Source organism: Pseudomonas sp. (assembly GCF_049653025.1).
Taxonomy (GTDB): Bacteria; Pseudomonadota; Gammaproteobacteria; order Pseudomonadales; family Pseudomonadaceae; genus Aquipseudomonas.
In genome coordinates this window covers 1-16,689 of sequence record NZ_JBASFM010000005.1, presented here as the reverse complement: position 1 = coordinate 16,689, position 16,689 = coordinate 1, and the positions used below count along the sequence as shown (strand labels likewise).

18 protein-coding genes are annotated in these 16,689 nt (G+C 64.3%); 14 read left to right on the top strand and 4 right to left on the bottom strand.

The window, feature by feature from the left end; translation table 11 throughout:
* Nucleotides 1-71 precede the first annotated feature (71 nt).
* From tkt to WBK23_RS01960, 8 genes are all read left to right on the top strand, one after another.
* Nucleotides 72-2,069: a transketolase gene (gene tkt / locus WBK23_RS01995; RefSeq protein ID WP_424482319.1), complete on the top strand. Its 1,998-nt coding sequence runs from the start codon at nt 72-74 to the stop codon at nt 2,067-2,069.
* A gap of 66 nt (nt 2,070-2,135) precedes the next feature.
* Nucleotides 2,136-3,191 carry an erythrose-4-phosphate dehydrogenase gene (gene epd, locus WBK23_RS01990; RefSeq protein WP_424482318.1) on the top strand — a complete coding sequence of 352 codons (1,056 nt, stop codon included), beginning with the start codon at nt 2,136-2,138 and terminating at the stop codon, nt 3,189-3,191.
* A gap of 2 nt (nt 3,192-3,193) precedes the next feature.
* Entirely contained in the window at nt 3,194-4,357 is a 1,164-nt protein-coding gene (locus tag WBK23_RS01985; RefSeq protein ID WP_424482317.1) for a phosphoglycerate kinase, read from the top strand.
* A 26-nt stretch (nt 4,358-4,383) separates the two neighbouring features.
* Nucleotides 4,384-4,704 carry an MliC family protein gene (locus tag WBK23_RS01980; RefSeq protein WP_424482316.1) on the top strand — a complete coding sequence of 107 codons (321 nt, stop codon included), beginning with the start codon at nt 4,384-4,386 and terminating at the stop codon, nt 4,702-4,704.
* 110 nt (nt 4,705-4,814) lie between these two features.
* On the top strand, nt 4,815-5,879 hold the full coding sequence (fba, locus tag WBK23_RS01975) for a class II fructose-bisphosphate aldolase (RefSeq protein ID WP_424482315.1): 1,065 nt from the start codon (nt 4,815-4,817) through the stop codon (nt 5,877-5,879).
* 62 nt (nt 5,880-5,941) lie between these two features.
* Nucleotides 5,942-6,538 carry a hypothetical protein gene (locus WBK23_RS01970; protein WP_424482314.1) on the top strand — a complete coding sequence of 199 codons (597 nt, stop codon included), beginning with the start codon at nt 5,942-5,944 and terminating at the stop codon, nt 6,536-6,538.
* A complete protein-coding gene (locus WBK23_RS01965; RefSeq protein WP_424482313.1) occupies nt 6,535-7,065 on the top strand; it encodes a hypothetical protein in 531 nt (176 codons plus the stop codon). Before WBK23_RS01970 ends, WBK23_RS01965 begins: the two co-directional genes overlap by 4 nt.
* Before the next feature lie 35 nt (nt 7,066-7,100).
* Complete coding sequence (locus WBK23_RS01960) at nt 7,101-7,532, top strand: hypothetical protein (RefSeq protein ID WP_424482312.1); 432 nt, start codon at nt 7,101-7,103, stop codon at nt 7,530-7,532.
* Here WBK23_RS01960 and WBK23_RS01955 read toward each other — a convergent pair.
* Complete coding sequence (locus tag WBK23_RS01955; protein WP_424482311.1) at nt 7,529-8,494, bottom strand: alpha/beta hydrolase; 966 nt, start codon at nt 8,492-8,494, stop codon at nt 7,529-7,531. The two genes, WBK23_RS01960 and WBK23_RS01955, sit on opposite strands and share 4 nt — an antisense overlap.
* 177 nt (nt 8,495-8,671) lie before the next feature.
* Between WBK23_RS01955 and WBK23_RS01950 the strand changes: the two genes are divergently transcribed.
* The 3 genes from WBK23_RS01950 to WBK23_RS01940 all read left to right on the top strand — a co-directional run bounded on the left by WBK23_RS01950 (nt 8,672) and on the right by WBK23_RS01940 (nt 10,854).
* A complete protein-coding gene (locus WBK23_RS01950; protein WP_424482310.1) occupies nt 8,672-9,127 on the top strand; it encodes a hypothetical protein in 456 nt (151 codons plus the stop codon).
* Between the two features lie 31 nt (nt 9,128-9,158).
* On the top strand, nt 9,159-10,259 hold the full coding sequence (locus tag WBK23_RS01945; protein ID WP_424482309.1) for a PQQ-dependent sugar dehydrogenase: 1,101 nt from the start codon (nt 9,159-9,161) through the stop codon (nt 10,257-10,259).
* A 91-nt stretch (nt 10,260-10,350) separates the two neighbouring features.
* Entirely contained in the window at nt 10,351-10,854 is a 504-nt protein-coding gene (locus WBK23_RS01940) for a YgjP-like metallopeptidase domain-containing protein (RefSeq protein ID WP_424482308.1), read from the top strand.
* A 7-nt stretch (nt 10,855-10,861) separates the two neighbouring features.
* On the opposite strand, the gene WBK23_RS01935 is transcribed toward WBK23_RS01940, so the two are convergent.
* Entirely contained in the window at nt 10,862-11,095 is a 234-nt protein-coding gene (locus WBK23_RS01935) for a DUF2789 domain-containing protein (protein ID WP_424482307.1), read from the bottom strand.
* Between the two features lie 158 nt (nt 11,096-11,253).
* Between WBK23_RS01935 and WBK23_RS01930 the strand changes: the two genes are divergently transcribed.
* Complete coding sequence (locus WBK23_RS01930) at nt 11,254-12,009, top strand: substrate-binding periplasmic protein (RefSeq protein WP_424482306.1); 756 nt, start codon at nt 11,254-11,256, stop codon at nt 12,007-12,009.
* Here the strand turns inward: WBK23_RS01930 and WBK23_RS01925 are convergent.
* Both WBK23_RS01925 and yccS read right to left on the bottom strand, forming a co-directional pair.
* Nucleotides 12,006-12,488 carry a GreA/GreB family elongation factor gene (locus tag WBK23_RS01925; protein WP_424482305.1) on the bottom strand — a complete coding sequence of 161 codons (483 nt, stop codon included), beginning with the start codon at nt 12,486-12,488 and terminating at the stop codon, nt 12,006-12,008. The two genes, WBK23_RS01930 and WBK23_RS01925, sit on opposite strands and share 4 nt — an antisense overlap.
* A complete protein-coding gene (gene yccS, locus WBK23_RS01920) occupies nt 12,485-14,656 on the bottom strand; it encodes a YccS family putative transporter (RefSeq protein WP_424482304.1) in 2,172 nt (723 codons plus the stop codon). Before yccS ends, WBK23_RS01925 begins: the two co-directional genes overlap by 4 nt.
* 171 nt (nt 14,657-14,827) lie before the next feature.
* Between yccS and WBK23_RS01915 the strand changes: the two genes are divergently transcribed.
* Nucleotides 14,828-15,607, top strand: a complete 780-nt coding sequence (locus tag WBK23_RS01915; protein ID WP_424482303.1) for a substrate-binding periplasmic protein — start codon at nt 14,828-14,830, stop codon at nt 15,605-15,607.
* Nucleotides 15,608-15,692: 85 nt separating this feature from the next.
* Nucleotides 15,693-16,553, top strand: a complete 861-nt coding sequence (locus WBK23_RS01910) for a type 1 glutamine amidotransferase domain-containing protein (RefSeq protein ID WP_424482302.1) — start codon at nt 15,693-15,695, stop codon at nt 16,551-16,553.
* The last annotated feature ends 136 nt before the right edge of the window (nt 16,554-16,689 follow it).

The following is a 16,689-nucleotide window of genomic DNA, read 5'->3' as shown; positions in this document are numbered from 1 at the left end:
GGCCCGCTGGGCGAAAATAGCCGCCTTTTTCGACCCCCAGTTGCCAATAGCAGCCCGTAGGAGATTCAGTGATGCCCAGCCGTCGTGAGCGAGCCAATGCCATTCGTGCCCTGAGCATGGATGCCGTGCAGAAAGCCAACAGCGGCCACCCGGGTGCCCCAATGGGTATGGCGGATATCGCCGAAGTGCTGTGGCGTGACTTCCTCAAGCACAACCCAAGCAACCCGAAATTCGCTGACCGTGACCGCTTTGTGCTGTCCAACGGCCACGGTTCGATGCTGATCTACTCGCTGCTGCACCTGACTGGTTACGACCTGGGCATCGAAGACCTGAAAAACTTCCGCCAGCTGCACAGCCGCACCCCAGGCCACCCGGAATATGGTTATACCCCTGGCGTGGAAACCACCACCGGCCCGCTCGGTCAGGGCATCGCCAACGCCGTGGGTTTTGCCCTGGCGGAGAAAGTGCTGGGCGCGCAGTTCAACCGCGACGGCCACCCGATCGTCGACCACTTCACCTACGCCTTCCTTGGCGATGGTTGCATGATGGAAGGCATCAGCCATGAAGTCTGCTCGCTGGCCGGCACCCTCGGTCTGGGCAAACTGATCGCGTTCTACGATGACAACGGCATCTCCATCGACGGCGAAGTTGAAGGCTGGTTCACCGACGACACGCCGAAGCGCTTCGAAGCCTACGGCTGGCAGGTGATCCGCAATGTCGACGGTCACGATGCCGACGAGATCAAGACCGCTATCGAGACCGCCCGCAAGAGCGCGCAGCCGACCCTGATCTGCTGCAAGACCACCATCGGCTTCGGTTCGCCGAACAAGCAGGGCAAGGAAGAGTGCCACGGCGCGCCGCTGGGTAATGACGAAATCGCCCTGACCCGCGCCACCCTGGGCTGGAACCATGGCCCGTTCGAAATCCCGGCCGACATCTATGCCGAGTGGGACGCCAAGCAAGCCGGTGCCGCCGCCGAAGCCGAGTGGGATCAGCGTTTCGCCGCCTACGCCGCCGCTTACCCGGAGCTGGCCAGCGAGTTCAAGCGTCGCATCAGCGGTGAGCTGCCGGCCGATTTCGCTGCCAAAGCTGCTGCCTATATCCAGGAAGTCGCCGAGAAGGGCGAAACCATCGCCAGCCGCAAGGCCAGCCAGAACGCACTGAACGCCTTCGGCCCATTGCTGCCGGAATTCCTCGGTGGCTCGGCGGATCTCGCCGGATCCAACCTGACCCTGTGGAAAGGCTGCAAGGGCGTGTCCGCTGAGGATGCTTCCGGCAACTATATGTTCTACGGCGTGCGCGAGTTCGGCATGAGCGCGATCATGAACGGCGTGGCCCTGCATGGCGGCTTCGTGCCGTACGGCGCGACCTTCCTGATCTTTATGGAATACGCGCGCAACGCCGTGCGCATGGCCTCGCTGATGAAACAGCGCGTGCTGTTCGTGTTTACCCACGACTCCATCGGCCTCGGTGAAGACGGCCCGACCCACCAGCCAATCGAGCAACTGGCCAGCCTGCGTGGCACGCCGAACCTCGACACCTGGCGCCCATGTGACGCCGTGGAATCGGCGGTGGCTTGGAAATACGCGATCGAGCGTAACGACGGCCCGTCAGCGCTGATCTTCAGCCGGCAGAACCTGCCGCACCAGTCGCGCAGCGCTCAGCAGCTGGCTGATGTCGCCCGCGGCGGTTATGTATTGAAGGACTGCGCCGGCGAGCCGGAGCTGATCCTGATCGCCACCGGTTCGGAAATCGGCCTGGCTGTCGCCGCGTTTGAGAAACTCAGCGAGCAAGGCCGCAAGGTGCGTGTGGTCTCGATGCCGTCCACCAGCGTGTTCGACCAGCAGGATGCCGGCTACAAGCAGGCCGTGCTGCCGGTGCAAGTGGGCGCGCGTATTGCCATCGAGGCCTCGCATGCCGACTACTGGTACAAGTACGTCGGTCTGGAAGGCCGCATCATCGGCATGACCACCTTCGGTGAGTCCGCCCCGGCCCCGGCGCTGTTCGAGGAGTTCGGCTTCACCGTCGAAAACATCCTGGAAACCGCCGCCGAGTTGCTGGACGCCTGATCCGGCCAGTGATGGGTGATGCCGCTTTGCGGCTAGCCCATCCTACGGTTCCCCATCGAGATCGCCATGTCCAAGCGCCCCTATCGAATCGCCCTCAACGGCTACGGCCGGATCGGCCGCTGCGTGCTGCGCGCGTTGCATGAGCGCGGTGCGGGTGCGCAGCTGGAAATCGTCGCGCTGAATGACCTGGCCGACCAGGCCAGCATCGAATACCTGACCCGCTTCGACTCCACCCACGGGCGTTTCCCCGGTGAGGTGCGGGTCGACGGCGACTGCCTGCATATCAATGGTGGCTGCGTGAAGGTGCTGCGTGAGTCGAGCCCCGAGGCCATCGACTGGGCGGCGCTGGATATCGACCTGCTGCTGGAATGCTCTGGCCAATACACCAGTCGCGCCGATGCGCAGCGCTTTATCGATGCCGGCGCGCCACGGCTGCTGCTGTCGCAGCCGATGGCCAGTGAGGCGGATATCGATGCCACGGTGGTCTACGGGGTCAATCAGGATTGCCTGACCGGCCGCGAGCAGCTGGTGTCTAACGCCTCCTGCACCACCAACTGCGGCGTGCCGCTGCTCAAGTTGCTCAACGAGACGGTGGGCATCGAGTACGTGTCGATCACCACCATCCACTCGGCGATGAACGATCAGCCGGTGATCGACGCCTACCACCATGAAGACCTGCGCCGTACGCGTTCGGCCTTTCAGTCGGTGATTCCGGTGTCCACGGGTCTGGCCCGCGGTATTGAGCGCCTGCTGCCGGAACTGAGCGGGCGCATCCAGGCCAAGGCTATCCGGGTGCCGACAGTCAATGTCTCGTGCCTGGATATCACCCTGCAGACTGCCCGCGATACTTCGGCGGCCGAGATCAACGCGGTGTTGCGTCAGGCGGCCGAGAGCGGCCCGTTGAAGGGCTTGTTGGCCTACACCGAACTGCCGCATGCCAGCTGTGATTTCAACCACGACCCGCATTCGGCGATTGTCGATGGCAGCCAGACCCGCGTGTCCGGCCCGCGGCTGGTGAACTTGCTGGCCTGGTTCGACAACGAGTGGGGCTTTGCCAACCGTATGCTTGATGTCGCCGAACATTTCCTTTCCCTGACTACTCCAGCCCCCGTGAAGGACTGACCATGACTGTTTTGAAGATGACCGACCTCGACCTCCAGGGTAAGCGCGTGCTGATCCGCGAAGACCTCAACGTGCCGGTAAAAGACGGCGTGGTGAAGAGCGACGCGCGCATCCTCGCCTCCCTGCCGACCATCAAGCTGGCTTTGGAGAAGGGCGCGGCGGTGATGGTCTGCTCGCACCTGGGTCGCCCGACCGAAGGTGAGTTCAGCGAAGAAAACAGCCTCAAGCCAGTCGCCGACTACCTGAGCAAGGCCCTGGGGCGCGACGTACCGCTGGTGGCGGATTACCTGGGTGGCGTTGAACTCAAGGCCGGCGAGATCGTGCTGTTCGAGAACGTGCGCTTTAACAAGGGCGAGAAGAAAAACGCTGATGAGCTGGCTCAGCAATATGCCGCGCTGTGCGATGTATTCGTCATGGACGCCTTCGGCACCGCCCACCGCGCCGAGGGTTCGACCCATGGCGTGGCCAAGTTTGCCAAGGTTGCTTGTGCAGGCCCGCTGCTGGCGGCCGAACTGGACGCCCTGGGCAAGGCCCTGGGTAACCCAGCCAAGCCAATGGCGGCAATCGTCGCCGGCTCCAAGGTCTCGACCAAGCTCGACGTGCTCAACAGCCTGAGCCAGATTTGCGACCAGTTGATCGTCGGCGGCGGCATCGCCAACACCTTCCTCGCTGCTGCCGGTTTTCCGGTGGGAAAATCGCTGTACGAAGCCGATCTGGTCGACACCGCCAAGGCCATCGCGGCCAAGGTCAGCGTGCCGTTGCCGGTCGATGTGGTCGTCGCCAAAGCCTTCGCCGAAGACGCCGAAGCCACCGTCAAGCTGGTTAGCGAAGTCGCGGACGACGATATGATCCTCGACATCGGCCCGCAGACTGCCGCACTGTTTGCTGATTTGCTGAAATCCTCGAAGACCATTCTGTGGAACGGCCCGGTCGGCGTGTTCGAGTTCGACCAGTTCGGCAACGGCACCAAGGTGCTGGCCCAGGCCATCGCCGAGAGCCCGGCGTTCTCCATCGCTGGCGGTGGTGACACCCTGGCGGCCATCGACAAATACGGTGTTGGGGCGCAGATCAGCTATATCTCCACCGGCGGTGGCGCGTTCCTCGAGTTCGTCGAGGGCAAAGTGCTGCCAGCGGTTGAAGTATTGGAACAGCGCGCTAAAGCGTGAACAGCCTGATCAGGGAGCGAGCCTCAATGCTGAAACGGACTACTCTGCTGGCGCTGCTGAGTCTGCTTGGCGCCTGTGCCAGTCAGCCGGCGCCGTCGGATAACTGGACGCGTTGGGTCTGCGACAGCCAGACCGAAGTGCTGTGGCGCTTCGCCGACAGCAGTCGCGAGTCCGTTGATGTGCGCCTGGGCGGCGGCGATATCGCCTATCGCCTGGCTCAGGAGCCGTCTGGCTCGGGCGTGCTGTACAGCGATGGCGTGCTGTCCTTGCACAGCAAAGGCGAAGAAGGGCTGGTCTACTGGACGGCCAACGATGACCTGATCGGCCGAGGCTGCAAGGCTCCCTGACAACGACTTGAATACAGGCCGGGGTCACCCTCGGTCTGAATGACTTGAATAGCGCCTGCCCCTGCGGCAGGCTTGCACGATTAACGAGCCCCACCGGGAGAAAGAACACCATGGCACTTATCAGCATGCGCCAGATGCTCGACCACGCCGCCGAATTCGGCTACGGCGTGCCGGCCTTCAACGTCAACAACCTCGAGCAGATGCGCGCGATCATGGAAGCGGCGGACAAGACCGATTCCCCGGTGATCGTCCAGGCTTCCGCCGGTGCCCGTAAATACGCCGGTGCGCCGTTCCTGCGCCACCTGATCCTGGCCGCCATCGAAGAATTCCCGCATATTCCGGTGTGCATGCACCAGGACCACGGCACCAGCCCGGACGTCTGCCAGCGCTCGATCCAGCTGGGCTTCAGCTCGGTGATGATGGATGGCTCGCTGAAAGAAGACGGCAAAACCCCGGCCGACTACGACTACAACGTCGCCGTAACTCAGCAGACCGTGGCGTTCGCCCACGCCTGCGGCGTGTCGGTTGAAGGTGAGCTGGGTTGCCTGGGCAGCCTGGAAACTGGCATGGCCGGTGAAGAAGATGGCGTTGGCGCCGAAGGCATTCTCGATCACAGCCAGATGCTGACCGACCCGGAAGAAGCCGCCGACTTCGTCAAGCGCACCCAGGTCGATGCCCTGGCCATCGCCATCGGCACCAGCCACGGCGCTTACAAGTTCACCAAGCCGCCGACCGGTGACATCCTCGCGATTGACCGCATCAAGGCGATCCACGCACGCATCCCCAACACCCACCTGGTGATGCACGGCTCGTCCTCGGTACCGCAGGAGTGGCTGGCGATCATCAACCAGTACGGCGGCGACATCAAAGAAACCTACGGCGTACCGGTTGAAGAAATCGTCGAAGGCATCAAGTACGGCGTGCGCAAGGTCAACATCGACACCGACCTGCGCCTGGCGTCCACCGGTGCCATGCGCCGCCTGATGGCCACCAACCCGAGCGAGTTCGACCCGCGCAAGTTCTTCGGCGCCACCGTTACCGCCATGCGCGATATCTGTATCGCCCGTTACGAAGCCTTCGGCACCGCCGGCAATGCCTCGAAGATCAAACCGATCTCCCTGGAAGGCATGTTCCAGCGTTATGCCAAGGGTGAGCTGGCCGCCAAGGTCAACTAAGCCACTTGCTGTAACGAACGCCCCGCTCTGCGGGGCTTTCTCTATTATAGGGACAGGATTTGATGCAGCTGATCGAATGGATTCGACGTCGCAGGCGCGAACGCACGCGCGTGCTGTTCATCGCGCAGGTCGTTGGCGAGTCGCCGGAAACGGCCGCACTGACCTGGATGACGCGCCATGCCCTGTTTGGCTTCATGGCGACGCTATTCCAGATGGTGGGCGTGGTCCCGTTGATCCTCACCTTGCTGAAGCTTTGCCTAGAGTTCCCCAGTCTTGGTTACTGGCCGCAAATGGTCGTGATCATGGGGGGGGTTGTCGTGATCTTCTGGTTTCTGGCGCGCTATCGGGAAGTCTGGGTTCTGATCCTGGCCGCCCTCTATCTGGCTTTTGCCGTCGTTCTGCTGGACTTTGCAGTGGCTAACCTGCGAACGCCGCAGACGCTGCCTGCGCCAGTGGTGGATCGTGATTGCCATACACCGCCGCGCGGCCGGACTCTGGATACACCCAAGCAGGTGTGTGAACAGGAGATTCAGCTGGGCCGCTACAGCCACTGGATAAATGTCACCGGCACGGGGCTGTGGATGAGCGATGAGCTTGCAGTCGAGCTGCGTCGTGGCTTTCTGGGGCTGACCTACCCGCGCCTGGGGGCAGCACCATGATCACCTTCATGCTGCTCTGGGGCTTTCTGGCTGCGGTGCTGATTTGCTGGGCCAACCAGCGCGGCCACTATCTGCTGGACAGGGACAGCCGCGGCCTGAAGGCCCGGCTGGGCGATCCGGCTCGCCGTCTGCTCGCGGCCGAGCGGCAGGCGCTCACGCAGCGTTTTCATCTGGCCTTTCCCGCGGAGATGGCGGTCTACCGGCTGACCTGTAAAGTGGGCGTGGCGGGCTGGCGCGAGCCGCTCTTTCTGCTGCAGCCCTATCATCTGGAGGGCCGTTTGCTGGTTGGTTTGCCTGAAAGCCTGTATGGCTGCACGGAGACTCTGCTGGAAAACCAGGTGGAGCTGGTGCTCAATCCCCACCAGGGGGCCCCACATGCCTTCGTGGTCAGCCTCAACGGTGTATCGCTACTGTGCGACTGCGAGGCGCGTGCGGCGGGAATATCCTTGCCGCCGGCGTCTACACGTCAAAGGGCCGAGTTGCGGCCCGGTTGCCAGTTCTACGCGGGGGGCGCAGAGACCAAGTAATGCGCTGCTTTCTCCTCTTGCCTGGGTGTTTGTCGATGCTGTTACGTTCCTTCGGGATGTTCTCTGTGCTGCTGCTGACCGGTTGCGCCAGCCAGACACCGCAGCCGGTACAACCACCCGCGGCGGGCGGCGCGCCTCAGTCCGATCCACAGCGCTGCGTCGTGCGCGCCGAATGCACCACCAAGACGTCGCGCACCCTGCTGTTTGTCTTCGACTATGCGGCGGCCGGTGCGCCGCTGGTGCAGCGCGAAGGGCGGCTGTTGTTTACCCCGGCCGATGCGCCGCTCACGGACTGGCCGGCGCTGTATATCCGCCTGGCCGAGGCCGAGCAGAGCCGTTTTGCTTTCAATGGCCAGTGTCGGGGGCAGGCCTGCCGTATCGAGGTTGAGCAGTTGCTGCAGATCTACCGCAGCTACCTGGCGAACAAACCCTGTGCCTTCAGTACGGCGTTGTGTCGTTTCGACTAGCGCGACGGCAAGTTGGCCAGAAACGCCAGAATCGCGGCCTGCACCCGGGGTGTGTCGTTGGGCGAAAGAATGTCGCCGGCCAGCACATGGTGCGATAGGTCCTGGGTGTCCTTGAGGGCCAGCAGCTGCTTGTGCGCTGAGCCGATGCGGGCAAATGCCGCTTCGATGGCCGGGGCGCTGACCACCTGATCATCCGGCGAGTAGATCGCCAGTAGCGGCGCACTGATCTGCTCCAGCGGCTGCTCGCGCACATAGTTGACCAGCGCCATCATCGGCAGCAACGCCTGCACCGGGTAGCGGTGGCTCCAGTAGCGCGCCTGCTGGGCGTTGCGGGGCTGCCATTGGTATTCGTCGCCGAGCAGCAGCGGCACAAATTGCGCGGCCCAGGGCCAGGCCAGCACGCGGGAGGCGGGGTCCTTGGGGGCGAAATTGGGCGACACCAGCACATAGGCCAGCACCTGTCGCGTGTCAGCCTGCAAGGCCAGCCAGGTGGCGAGGGTGGCACCGGTCGAGGTGCCAATCACCAGCACCTGTTTGCCCAACCGTTGGCCAATCTGCAGGGCTTCCTGGCTGTCCTGCAACCAGTCGTTGGCGCTGGCGCTGCTCATCGCCGCGCCACCACGGCCGTGGCCGCTCAAGCGGGTGTAGAACAGGTTGGCCCCCAACTGCTGAGCGAGCTGGTCGCTCAGCGGCGCGGTCTCCTGGCGGGTGGCCGAGTAGCCGTGCAGGTAGATGATTGCCAGGTCGGTCTGGCGCTTGTCCGGGTGGGCCCAGACGATGGTCTTTTCCGCACTGGGGGTGATGTCGGGATAACGCGCTTCACTGTCCGCTAGGTAGCGCTCGAGGTCCGCCGGCAGTTGTACGGCGTGGGTCTGTGGCTCGACCGTAACCTGCGGGCCGGCGAAGAACACGCCGGCACCAACGGCAATAAATACAAAGGCCAGGATCAGGATGCGTTTCATCGGGCTGCTCTGGTGATTATGTGTGGTCGGCAGTTGCTGTGGCGCATTCTGCTACAGGCGGGCAACTGCGCCTATCGCCTATCCGGGTGCTTGGAAAAACCATGTAAAACTCCGGCAACGTGCTGGCGGCTGTGCTGGTCCATACTCGGGCCACTGCCGCCTCTGGAAGCCCGCCGTATGCCGAGCAAATCCCGCACCTTGTTGTACTTCCTCCTCGCCGTGCTGCTGGCGAGCGTGCTGGGCACCGTGCTGCAGACCCAGTTCAATCTGGCCAACCTGCAAGCCCTCGGCGCGCCGATACCGCTGGCGGTGCGCCTGCAGACCACCGGCCTGGACCTGCTGGGCTTCAGCCCGCTGTTTGCGGTGTTGGTGATTCTTGGGTTTGTCTTTGCCTTGCCAGCGGCGAGCCTGCTGGCGCGCCACTGGCCTGCCGCCCGCTGGGCGCTTTTTGCCCTGGCCGGGGCGCTGGCGGTGCTGGCGGCGATGGCGCTGGCCAATGCGCTGTTGCCGATGCCGACCCTGATCGGGGCCAACCGCAGCCTGGCCGGCACGCTCGGGCTGATGGCGTGCGGCAGCCTCGGCGCATTGCTATTCGCCATGCTCGGCCGGCGCTCGGCCAGCGGTCACGCCTGATACCTCCCTCCCTAACGATAAGGCCTGCGCCATGTTCAATCTTTCCCGCGCCCTGTTGCTCTCCGGTCTGCTTAGCAGCGGCCTGGCGCAGGCCATGGATTACCGCGTCGAAACCGTCACCGCCGGCCTGGAGCACCCCTGGTCGCTGGCCTTTCTGCCGGATGGGCGGATGCTGGTGACCGAACGGGTCGGCCGCCTGCGCATTATCGAGCGGGACGGTAGCCTCAACCCGCAGCCGGTTGGCGGTGTGCCCGCAGGCTTTGTCGCCGCCCAGGCCGGGCTGATGGAGGTGCTGCTCGATCCGGAATTTGCCAGCAACCAGCAGCTGTACCTGAGCTACGCCTACGGCACTGCGCAGGCCAACAACACCCGGTTGGCCAAGGCGCGCCTGGTGGATGGTCAGCTGCAGGATGTGCAGGTGCTGTTCAGCGCGCAGCCCGCCAAGGCCGGGGCCGCGCATTACGGTGGGCGCATGGCCTGGCTGCCGGACAACAGCCTGGTGCTGACCCTGGGCGATGGCTTTGACTGGCGCGAGCAGGCGCAGAACACCAGCAACCACCTGGGCAAGATCGTGCGGCTGAATCGCGATGGCAGCATCCCCAAGGACAATCCACTGGTGGGCCAGGCGGGCGCGGCGGCGGAGATCTACAGCTTCGGCCATCGCAACGTACAGGGCATCGTCTACGACGCCGAGTTGCAGCGCCTGTACAGCCACGAGCACGGCCCGCGCGGTGGCGACGAACTGAACCTGATCGAACCGGGTAACAACTACGGCTGGCCGCTGATTACCTTTGGCGTCGATTACACTGGCGCGCAGATTTCCCCCTACACCGAGCTGCCCGGTCTGCAGCAACCGTTGCTGCACTGGACGCCGTCGGTGGCACCCTCGAGCCTGAGTCAGTACCGCGGCGCACTGTTCCCCGAGTGGCAGGGTGACCTGTTCGCCTCGACCCTGGCCGAGCGCAGCGTACGCCGTATCCGTCTGCAAGATGGCAAGCTGGCCGGCGAGGAGGTGCTGTTCGAGGAACTGGATGAGCGCATTCGCGATGTACGCGGCGGCCCGGATGGCGCGCTGTACCTGCTCACCGACAGTGCCGAGGGGCGCTTGCTGCGTGTGCTGCCGAGCCAGTAGCCGCGCCGCCGAATGGCGCTAAAAGCCGCACCCTGGCGCGTGCGGCTTGCGGCATAATCCACGGCCTTATCGTGCCCGCGCCACTTCGCCCATGACCCCGCTTAAATACCTGCAAGGCTACCCGGCCCAGCTGCAAGACAAGATCCGCCAGCTGATTGCCGAGCAGCGCCTGGGCGATTATCTGGCGCGCTCCTACAACGGCAAGCACGCGATTCAAAGCGACAAGGCGCTGTATGCCTATATCCAGGGCCTCAAGCAGGAGCACCTGCGCAATGCCCCGGCCATCGACAAGGTGCTCTACGACAATCGCCTCGACCTGACCCATCGCGCCCTCGGCCTGCATACGGCGATCTCGCGGGTGCAGGGCGGCAAGCTCAAGGCAAAGAAGGAAATCCGCGTCGCCTCGTTGTTTCGCGAGGCCGCGCCGGAGTTTCTGCAGATGATCGTGGTGCACGAGCTGGCGCACCTGAAGGAGGCCGAGCACAACAAGGCCTTCTACAAACTCTGCGAATACATGCTGCCGGGCTACCACCAGCTGGAGTTCGACCTGCGCGTGTACCTGACCTGGCGCGAGCTGCCGGGCACCAACCACTAAGCAGGTTCTAGCCCCGCAGCAGTAAATTGAGCTGGTCGACCACTTCGGCCCAGTCGGCATCCTCGAGAATTTCCTCTCGCAGAAAGGCCGCCTGGGCTGCGTTCCAGAATGGCGCGTTGGCCAGTCGGCAGTCTTGCGGCAAGGGCGAGTGCTGCTTGATAAAACGGTCGATGCTGGCCTGGTCATGATCCAGGCCGAGTTGCTTGAACAGTGCCGGCAGGCTGTGGGTGTGCGCTTGCATGTGGATCTCCGTAGGTCGGGTGGCGAAGGGGGTTCTGACTATCAAGTGATAGCAGCTTTTATCGACGGGCAGGCACTCGAACACCTTGCCCGGCGGCGTGCATGGAGGCCTGACCTGCTAGGCTGGCAGATACCGCCATCCCATGGCCGAGGCACCGCATGTATCCGAGCTTTCTGCGCAGGCTGTCGCTGGCCTGTTGCTGCGCGCTGCTGATCGCGCCACTGGCGGCGCGCGAGCTGGTGGCAATCGGCAGTAACTTCCCCGGGGTGTTTGAACAGCACAACAGCGACTATCGTGGCCTCGCCACCAGCGTGCTGCGCCAGGCGCTGGAGCCCCTGGGCTATCAGATTCGCTTCGAACTGCATCCCTGGGCCCGCGCGCAACACATGGTGGCGCAGGGGCAGGGCGATATTCTTATCGGCCCCTACAAGAACGCCGAGCGTGAGGCGCTTTTCGCCTTCTCCGCCCGGCCCTTCTACCGCGATCACATCGTCTTCTACCGGCAGCGTGGCCGCTTGTTGTACTGGCACGGTGACTACCAGCAGCTGTTCGGCCGGCGCATCGGCGTGGTGCGAGCCTGGGTCTATGGGGCGCGTTTCGACAGCCGGCGCGAGCAACTCGAGTTGGTCACCGTGGAAGGGGTCGAGAATGGCCTGAAGATGCTCAGCGCTGGGCGTCTGGACCTATTGGCGAGCAATCAGCGCAATACCCGGCCGGTGCTTGTGCAGTTGGGTTTGCACGATGAGCTTGAGCAGCTCGAACCGCCGATCGATCTGCAGGACGGCTACTTCGCCTTCCCCCGCGAGGAGCGCTACAGGCCCTTGCGTGAGGAGTTCGATCGGGCGTTGCAACAGATGATCGAGCAAGGCCGGCTGGCGCAGTTGGCCAAGCAATGGCAGGTGGAGATTCCTTAAGCGACCCGCACAATCTCCAGCAGTTGCACGCCACTGGCCACACGCAGGGTCACTTCGTCGCCAACGGTCTTGCCGAGCAGAATTTGCCCCAAGGGCGCTTGCGGGCCGATCACCTGCACGGTCTGGCCATCCTGTTGCAGTTTCATCGCTGCGCCGTCCGGGCCGAGGAACAGGCACTGGCGTCTGTCGTCATCGTCGCTCAGCTCGATCAGCGCGCCGAGCTGAATGCCCAGTTGTGGGTCAAACGCGCGTAACACCAGCTGCTTCCAGTTCGCCAGGGTCTGGCGTATTTCCGCGGCGCGGCGGGCCTGGCCGGTGGCCAGGTAGGACGCCTCGAGGCCAAGGGTGTCGTATTTGTTCTCGGCGATGTTTTCTTCGTCGGTGGCCGCTTCGTAGGCGGTCTGCGCCGCCTGCTGCGCCTGCAGCAAGTCGTCGCCGAGGCGCGCGATCACCTGTTGCAGCAATAAAGGTTTGTTCATGGTCGGTTCTTCAGTAGGTGCGCCGCGAGGGTGCGCAGCGGGCCGAGTTGACGGCAGATCAGCGCCAGCTGGGTTTGCAGCAGGCGCTGGGCATCGTCCAGGTCATCGCTGAGGTGCTCCAGGGTGGCGGCCAGCTGTTCCTCTGCATCGCTGTGAATCGCCACCGGGCGCTCTTCGCTTAGGCAGGCGGCAATCTCATCCAGGCTGGCGGCCAGGCTGCTGGCGCTGCTCAGCAAGGGGTTGTCCGTCGTGGCCAGTTGGGTTTCGCCGCGGTGCGCGCCGAGGCCCGAGAGGTAACTCAGGAGGGTGTGCGAGAGCACCAGAAAGCGAAAGCCGATATCCGCCTCCTTACGGAAATGCCCCGGCTCCATCAGCATATTGCCCAGGGTGGTCGACAGCGTGGCATCGGCGTTGTGCGCGTTGCGCCGCGCCAGGCGGTAGGCCAGGTCGTCGCGCTTGCCGTTGGCGTACTGCTGGATGATCTGTTGCAGGTAGCGGCTGTTGCAGCTCAGGGTGCTGGCCAGCAACTGGTTGAGCCGGCGGCCTTGCCAGTCCGGCAGGATCAGCAGCACCGCCAGCCCGGCGATCAGGCTGCCGAGCAGGGTGTCGACCAGGCGCGGGATAAACAGCCCGTAGCCGTCGCCGACCTGGTTGAAGCAGAACAGCACCAACAGGGTGATGGCGGCGGTGGCCAGGGTATAGCGCGTGCTGCGCAGGGCGAAGAACGCCACCCCGGCGACCACGGCGAACAGCGCCTGTATCAGCGGATTGGGGAACAGGTCGAACAGCGCCCAGCCGAGCAGCAGGCCGAGCACGGTGCCGCCGATACGTTGCACCAGCTTGAGCCGGGTCGCGCCGTAGTTTGGCTGGCAGACGAACAGCGTGGTCAGCAGAATCCAGTAGCCCTGGGCGGGGTGAATCCAGTGCAGCACGCCGTAGCCTGCGGCCAGCGCGATGGAAAGGCGCAGGGCGTGGCGAAACAGCAGCGAGGTCGGTGTCAGCTGCAGGCGCAGGCGTTCCCAGACGTCCTTTAGCGAATGCGGCTCACGGTCGAGCAGGCTGCTGTCCTGCTGCTCTGCCATGGCGTCGGGGGTGCTGGCGTTGCCCAGCAGCGCATCCAGGCTGCGCAGGTTGCCGGCCAGCGCGCCGAGCGAACGCAGCAGGTGCCGCCAGGCCGGATTGCTCTGCACGCGCAGGTGTTCCAGCGAATCATGCAGATCGGTTAGCGCCTGGCGGCACAGCTCGCGGTACTCGAACGGCTGGCGCAGCTCGATGGCCTGGGCCAGGCGCTGGCAGGCCTCGCCGTGCAGGCGCAGCAGGCGTTGGCAGCGGAACAGCACGTCGCTGTGGAAGAACGCCTCGGCCAGCTCGTTGTAGGGGTAATGCGAGGAGCTGGCGCGCTCGTGCAGGTCCTGGGCGAGGAAGTACAGCTTCAGATAGCGGCTGACCTTCGGCCCCGGCCGGCCGTTGCCGACCCGGTGCAGGATGATTTCCTTGGCTGCGTTGAGTGCCGCCACCACGCGGCCGTTCTGTTTGGCCAGGGCCAGGCGGCGTTCTTCCACATCCAGCTGACGCAACGGTTCGAACAGCGCGGCCTTGAGCTTGAGGTACTGGCCCAGCTCGCGAAACAGCCGCGCCAGGCTGTGCTGCACCGGCTGGTTGGCGAACAGCGCGTTCCACAGCACTGACAGCAGGCCGTACCAGGCCGCGCCGGCGACCAGCAGCAGCGGCTCCTGCCAGTGTCCCGCCGCGCCGCCGCGCTGTTCCACGCCGATCATGCTGTATACCGCGAGAATCAGGGTGGCCGCGCCGAGGGTGGCGTAACGCTCACCCAGCGCGCCGAGCATGGTCAGGGCAAAACTGGCCAGGGCCAGGGCGCTGACAAACAGCCAGGGGTAGGGAAACAGCAACTCCACCGCGTAGGCCGCCACGCTGAAGCAGCCGAGGGTGACCAGCAGTGCCATCAGGCGGCCCTGCCAGCTGTCGTCGGTCTCGGCCAGGGCGCTGGCGATCACCCCGAGAAACAGCGGGATCAGCGCGTGCATCCAGCCTTGCGACCAGCACAGCAGCAGGCCGCCACTGAGGGCAAAAAACACCCGCAGGCTGTAGCTGAATTTGTCCTGGGCCCAGAGGCGGCGCAGGGAGTGACGCAGTGACGCGGACGGCATCGACACAACCTTGAACGGCGATAACAGTTCGCAGCCTAACGGAGTCGCCGTCACTTGGCAGCAGCCAGTGGCCGTTGCGCTGGATTTATCCGTCAGGCGCGCTGGGCCATGGTGTGAAGCGGGGCCGGCAGCTACGCTGAAGCTATTCGCCCATTGCGCGAGGCATCTGCCGTGTTGTTCACCTGTGTGCGTAGGCTGCTCTCGCTGCTGTTGGTTGGCCTGTTGTGTGTGGCCGCGCAGGCGCAACCCCTGCGTCTGTATACCGAGGAATACCCACCAATCAATTTCAGCCAGAACGGTGAGCCGGCGGGCCTGGCCACCGAGGTGGTGCAGGAGATCATGCGCCGCACCGGGCAGAACGCGCCGATTAGCGTGGTGCCTTGGGCGCGTGGTTATCAGCAGGCCCTGACACGGCCCAATACCGGCTTGTTCGTGACCATGCGCACCCGTGAGCGCGAGGGGCTGTTCAAGTGGGTCGGCCCACTGACGCGCAGCGTTGCCAGCTTCTACGCCCTGCGCAGCTCGCATCTTTCCATCAAGCGTCTGGAAGATGCGCGTGAGGCCGGGGATATTGCCGTGCCGCGTGACTGGTACAGCCATCAGCGCCTGCTGGCCCTGGGCTTCACTAACCTGACCCCGGTCACCGGGCCGGCGCAGGTGGTGAATATGCTCAAGCTCGGGCGGGTCAAGCTGATGGTGCTGGATAACCTCACCCTGAGAACGTTGCTGGCACAGGGTGATATTCAGGTGGACGAGGTGCAGTTGCTCTTGGAGTTCGTTCACAGCGACAGTTACATCGCCTTCTCGCACGATACCGATGACGCCCTGATCGCCCGCTGGCAGCGTGAGCTGGACAGCATGAAGGGCGATGGCAGCTTTGCCGCGATCCATGAGAAGTGGCTGCCGGGGGCAACGTTGCCGCCGCTGGAGGCGCGGCCGGCTCCGCCCTAGCCGGGTCACTGGCTTGGCCTGCAGGGCCACTCGTCGGCCCTGAGTGCGACAGCTAAGCTCCAGGCTCCTCTCTGGAGCCTGCCTTATGCGCGCCAAGACTGTGCTGATTGCCTTGCCTAATCGTGATTTCGACCCCAGTGAAGTGGCCATCAGCTGGCAGCTGTTGCGCGCTGCCGGCGTGCGCGTGCGTTTTGCTACTGCCGATGGCCAGGCGGCCGTGGGTGACCCGTTAATGCTCAGTGGCGAGGGGCTGGACCCCTGGGCACGTGTGCCTGGCCTGCGTCGGCTAAAGCTGCTCGGTTTGCTGTTACGCGCGCGCCGTGATGTCCGTGAGGCCTATGCGCGCCTGCTGCTGGACAGCGAGTTCCGCCAGCCGCTGCGTTACCAGCAGTTGCAGGTCGATGACTTCGCCGGCCTGCTGCTGCCCGGCGGGCATTGGGCGCGCGGCATGCGCGACTACCTGGAGAGCCAGACCTTGCAGGCCTTTGTCGGGGCCTTCTTCGCCAGCGCCAAGCCGGTCGCGGCGATCTGCCATGGCGTGCTACTGGCGGCGCGCAGCCCTGGGGCGGCCGGCCGCTCAGCCCTGTATGGACGCAAGACCACCGCGCTGACCTGGGCCATGGAAAAGAGCGCCTGGGACCTGACTCGTTTCTACGGGCGCTGCTGGGACCCCGATTACTACCGCACCTATCGGGAAGCCGCGGGCGAGCCGGCCGGCTATATGAGCGTGCAGGCCGAGGTCAGTCGCGCCCTGGCCAGCCCGGCGGATTTTCTCGATGTGCCGGCGGATGCGCCGCAGCGCCTGCGCAAGATCAGCGGCCTGCACCGCGATGGCCCAGACGACAGCCGCCCGGCCTGGGTGGTGGTCGACGGCAACTATGTGTCCGCACGCTGGCCGGGGGATGTGCATACATTTGCCCAGCGCTTTATCGAGCTGCTGGGCTAAGAAGCTGCCTCGGATCTGCTGCGCGTCGGCGATACGGCGTTAGAAATGGCCTCGGGCTGCTCATTTACAGCCAGTAAACTCCGCGCCCTCGGCCATTTCTGCCTTGTCTCGCTCTAGCTCGCGAGATCCGAAACAG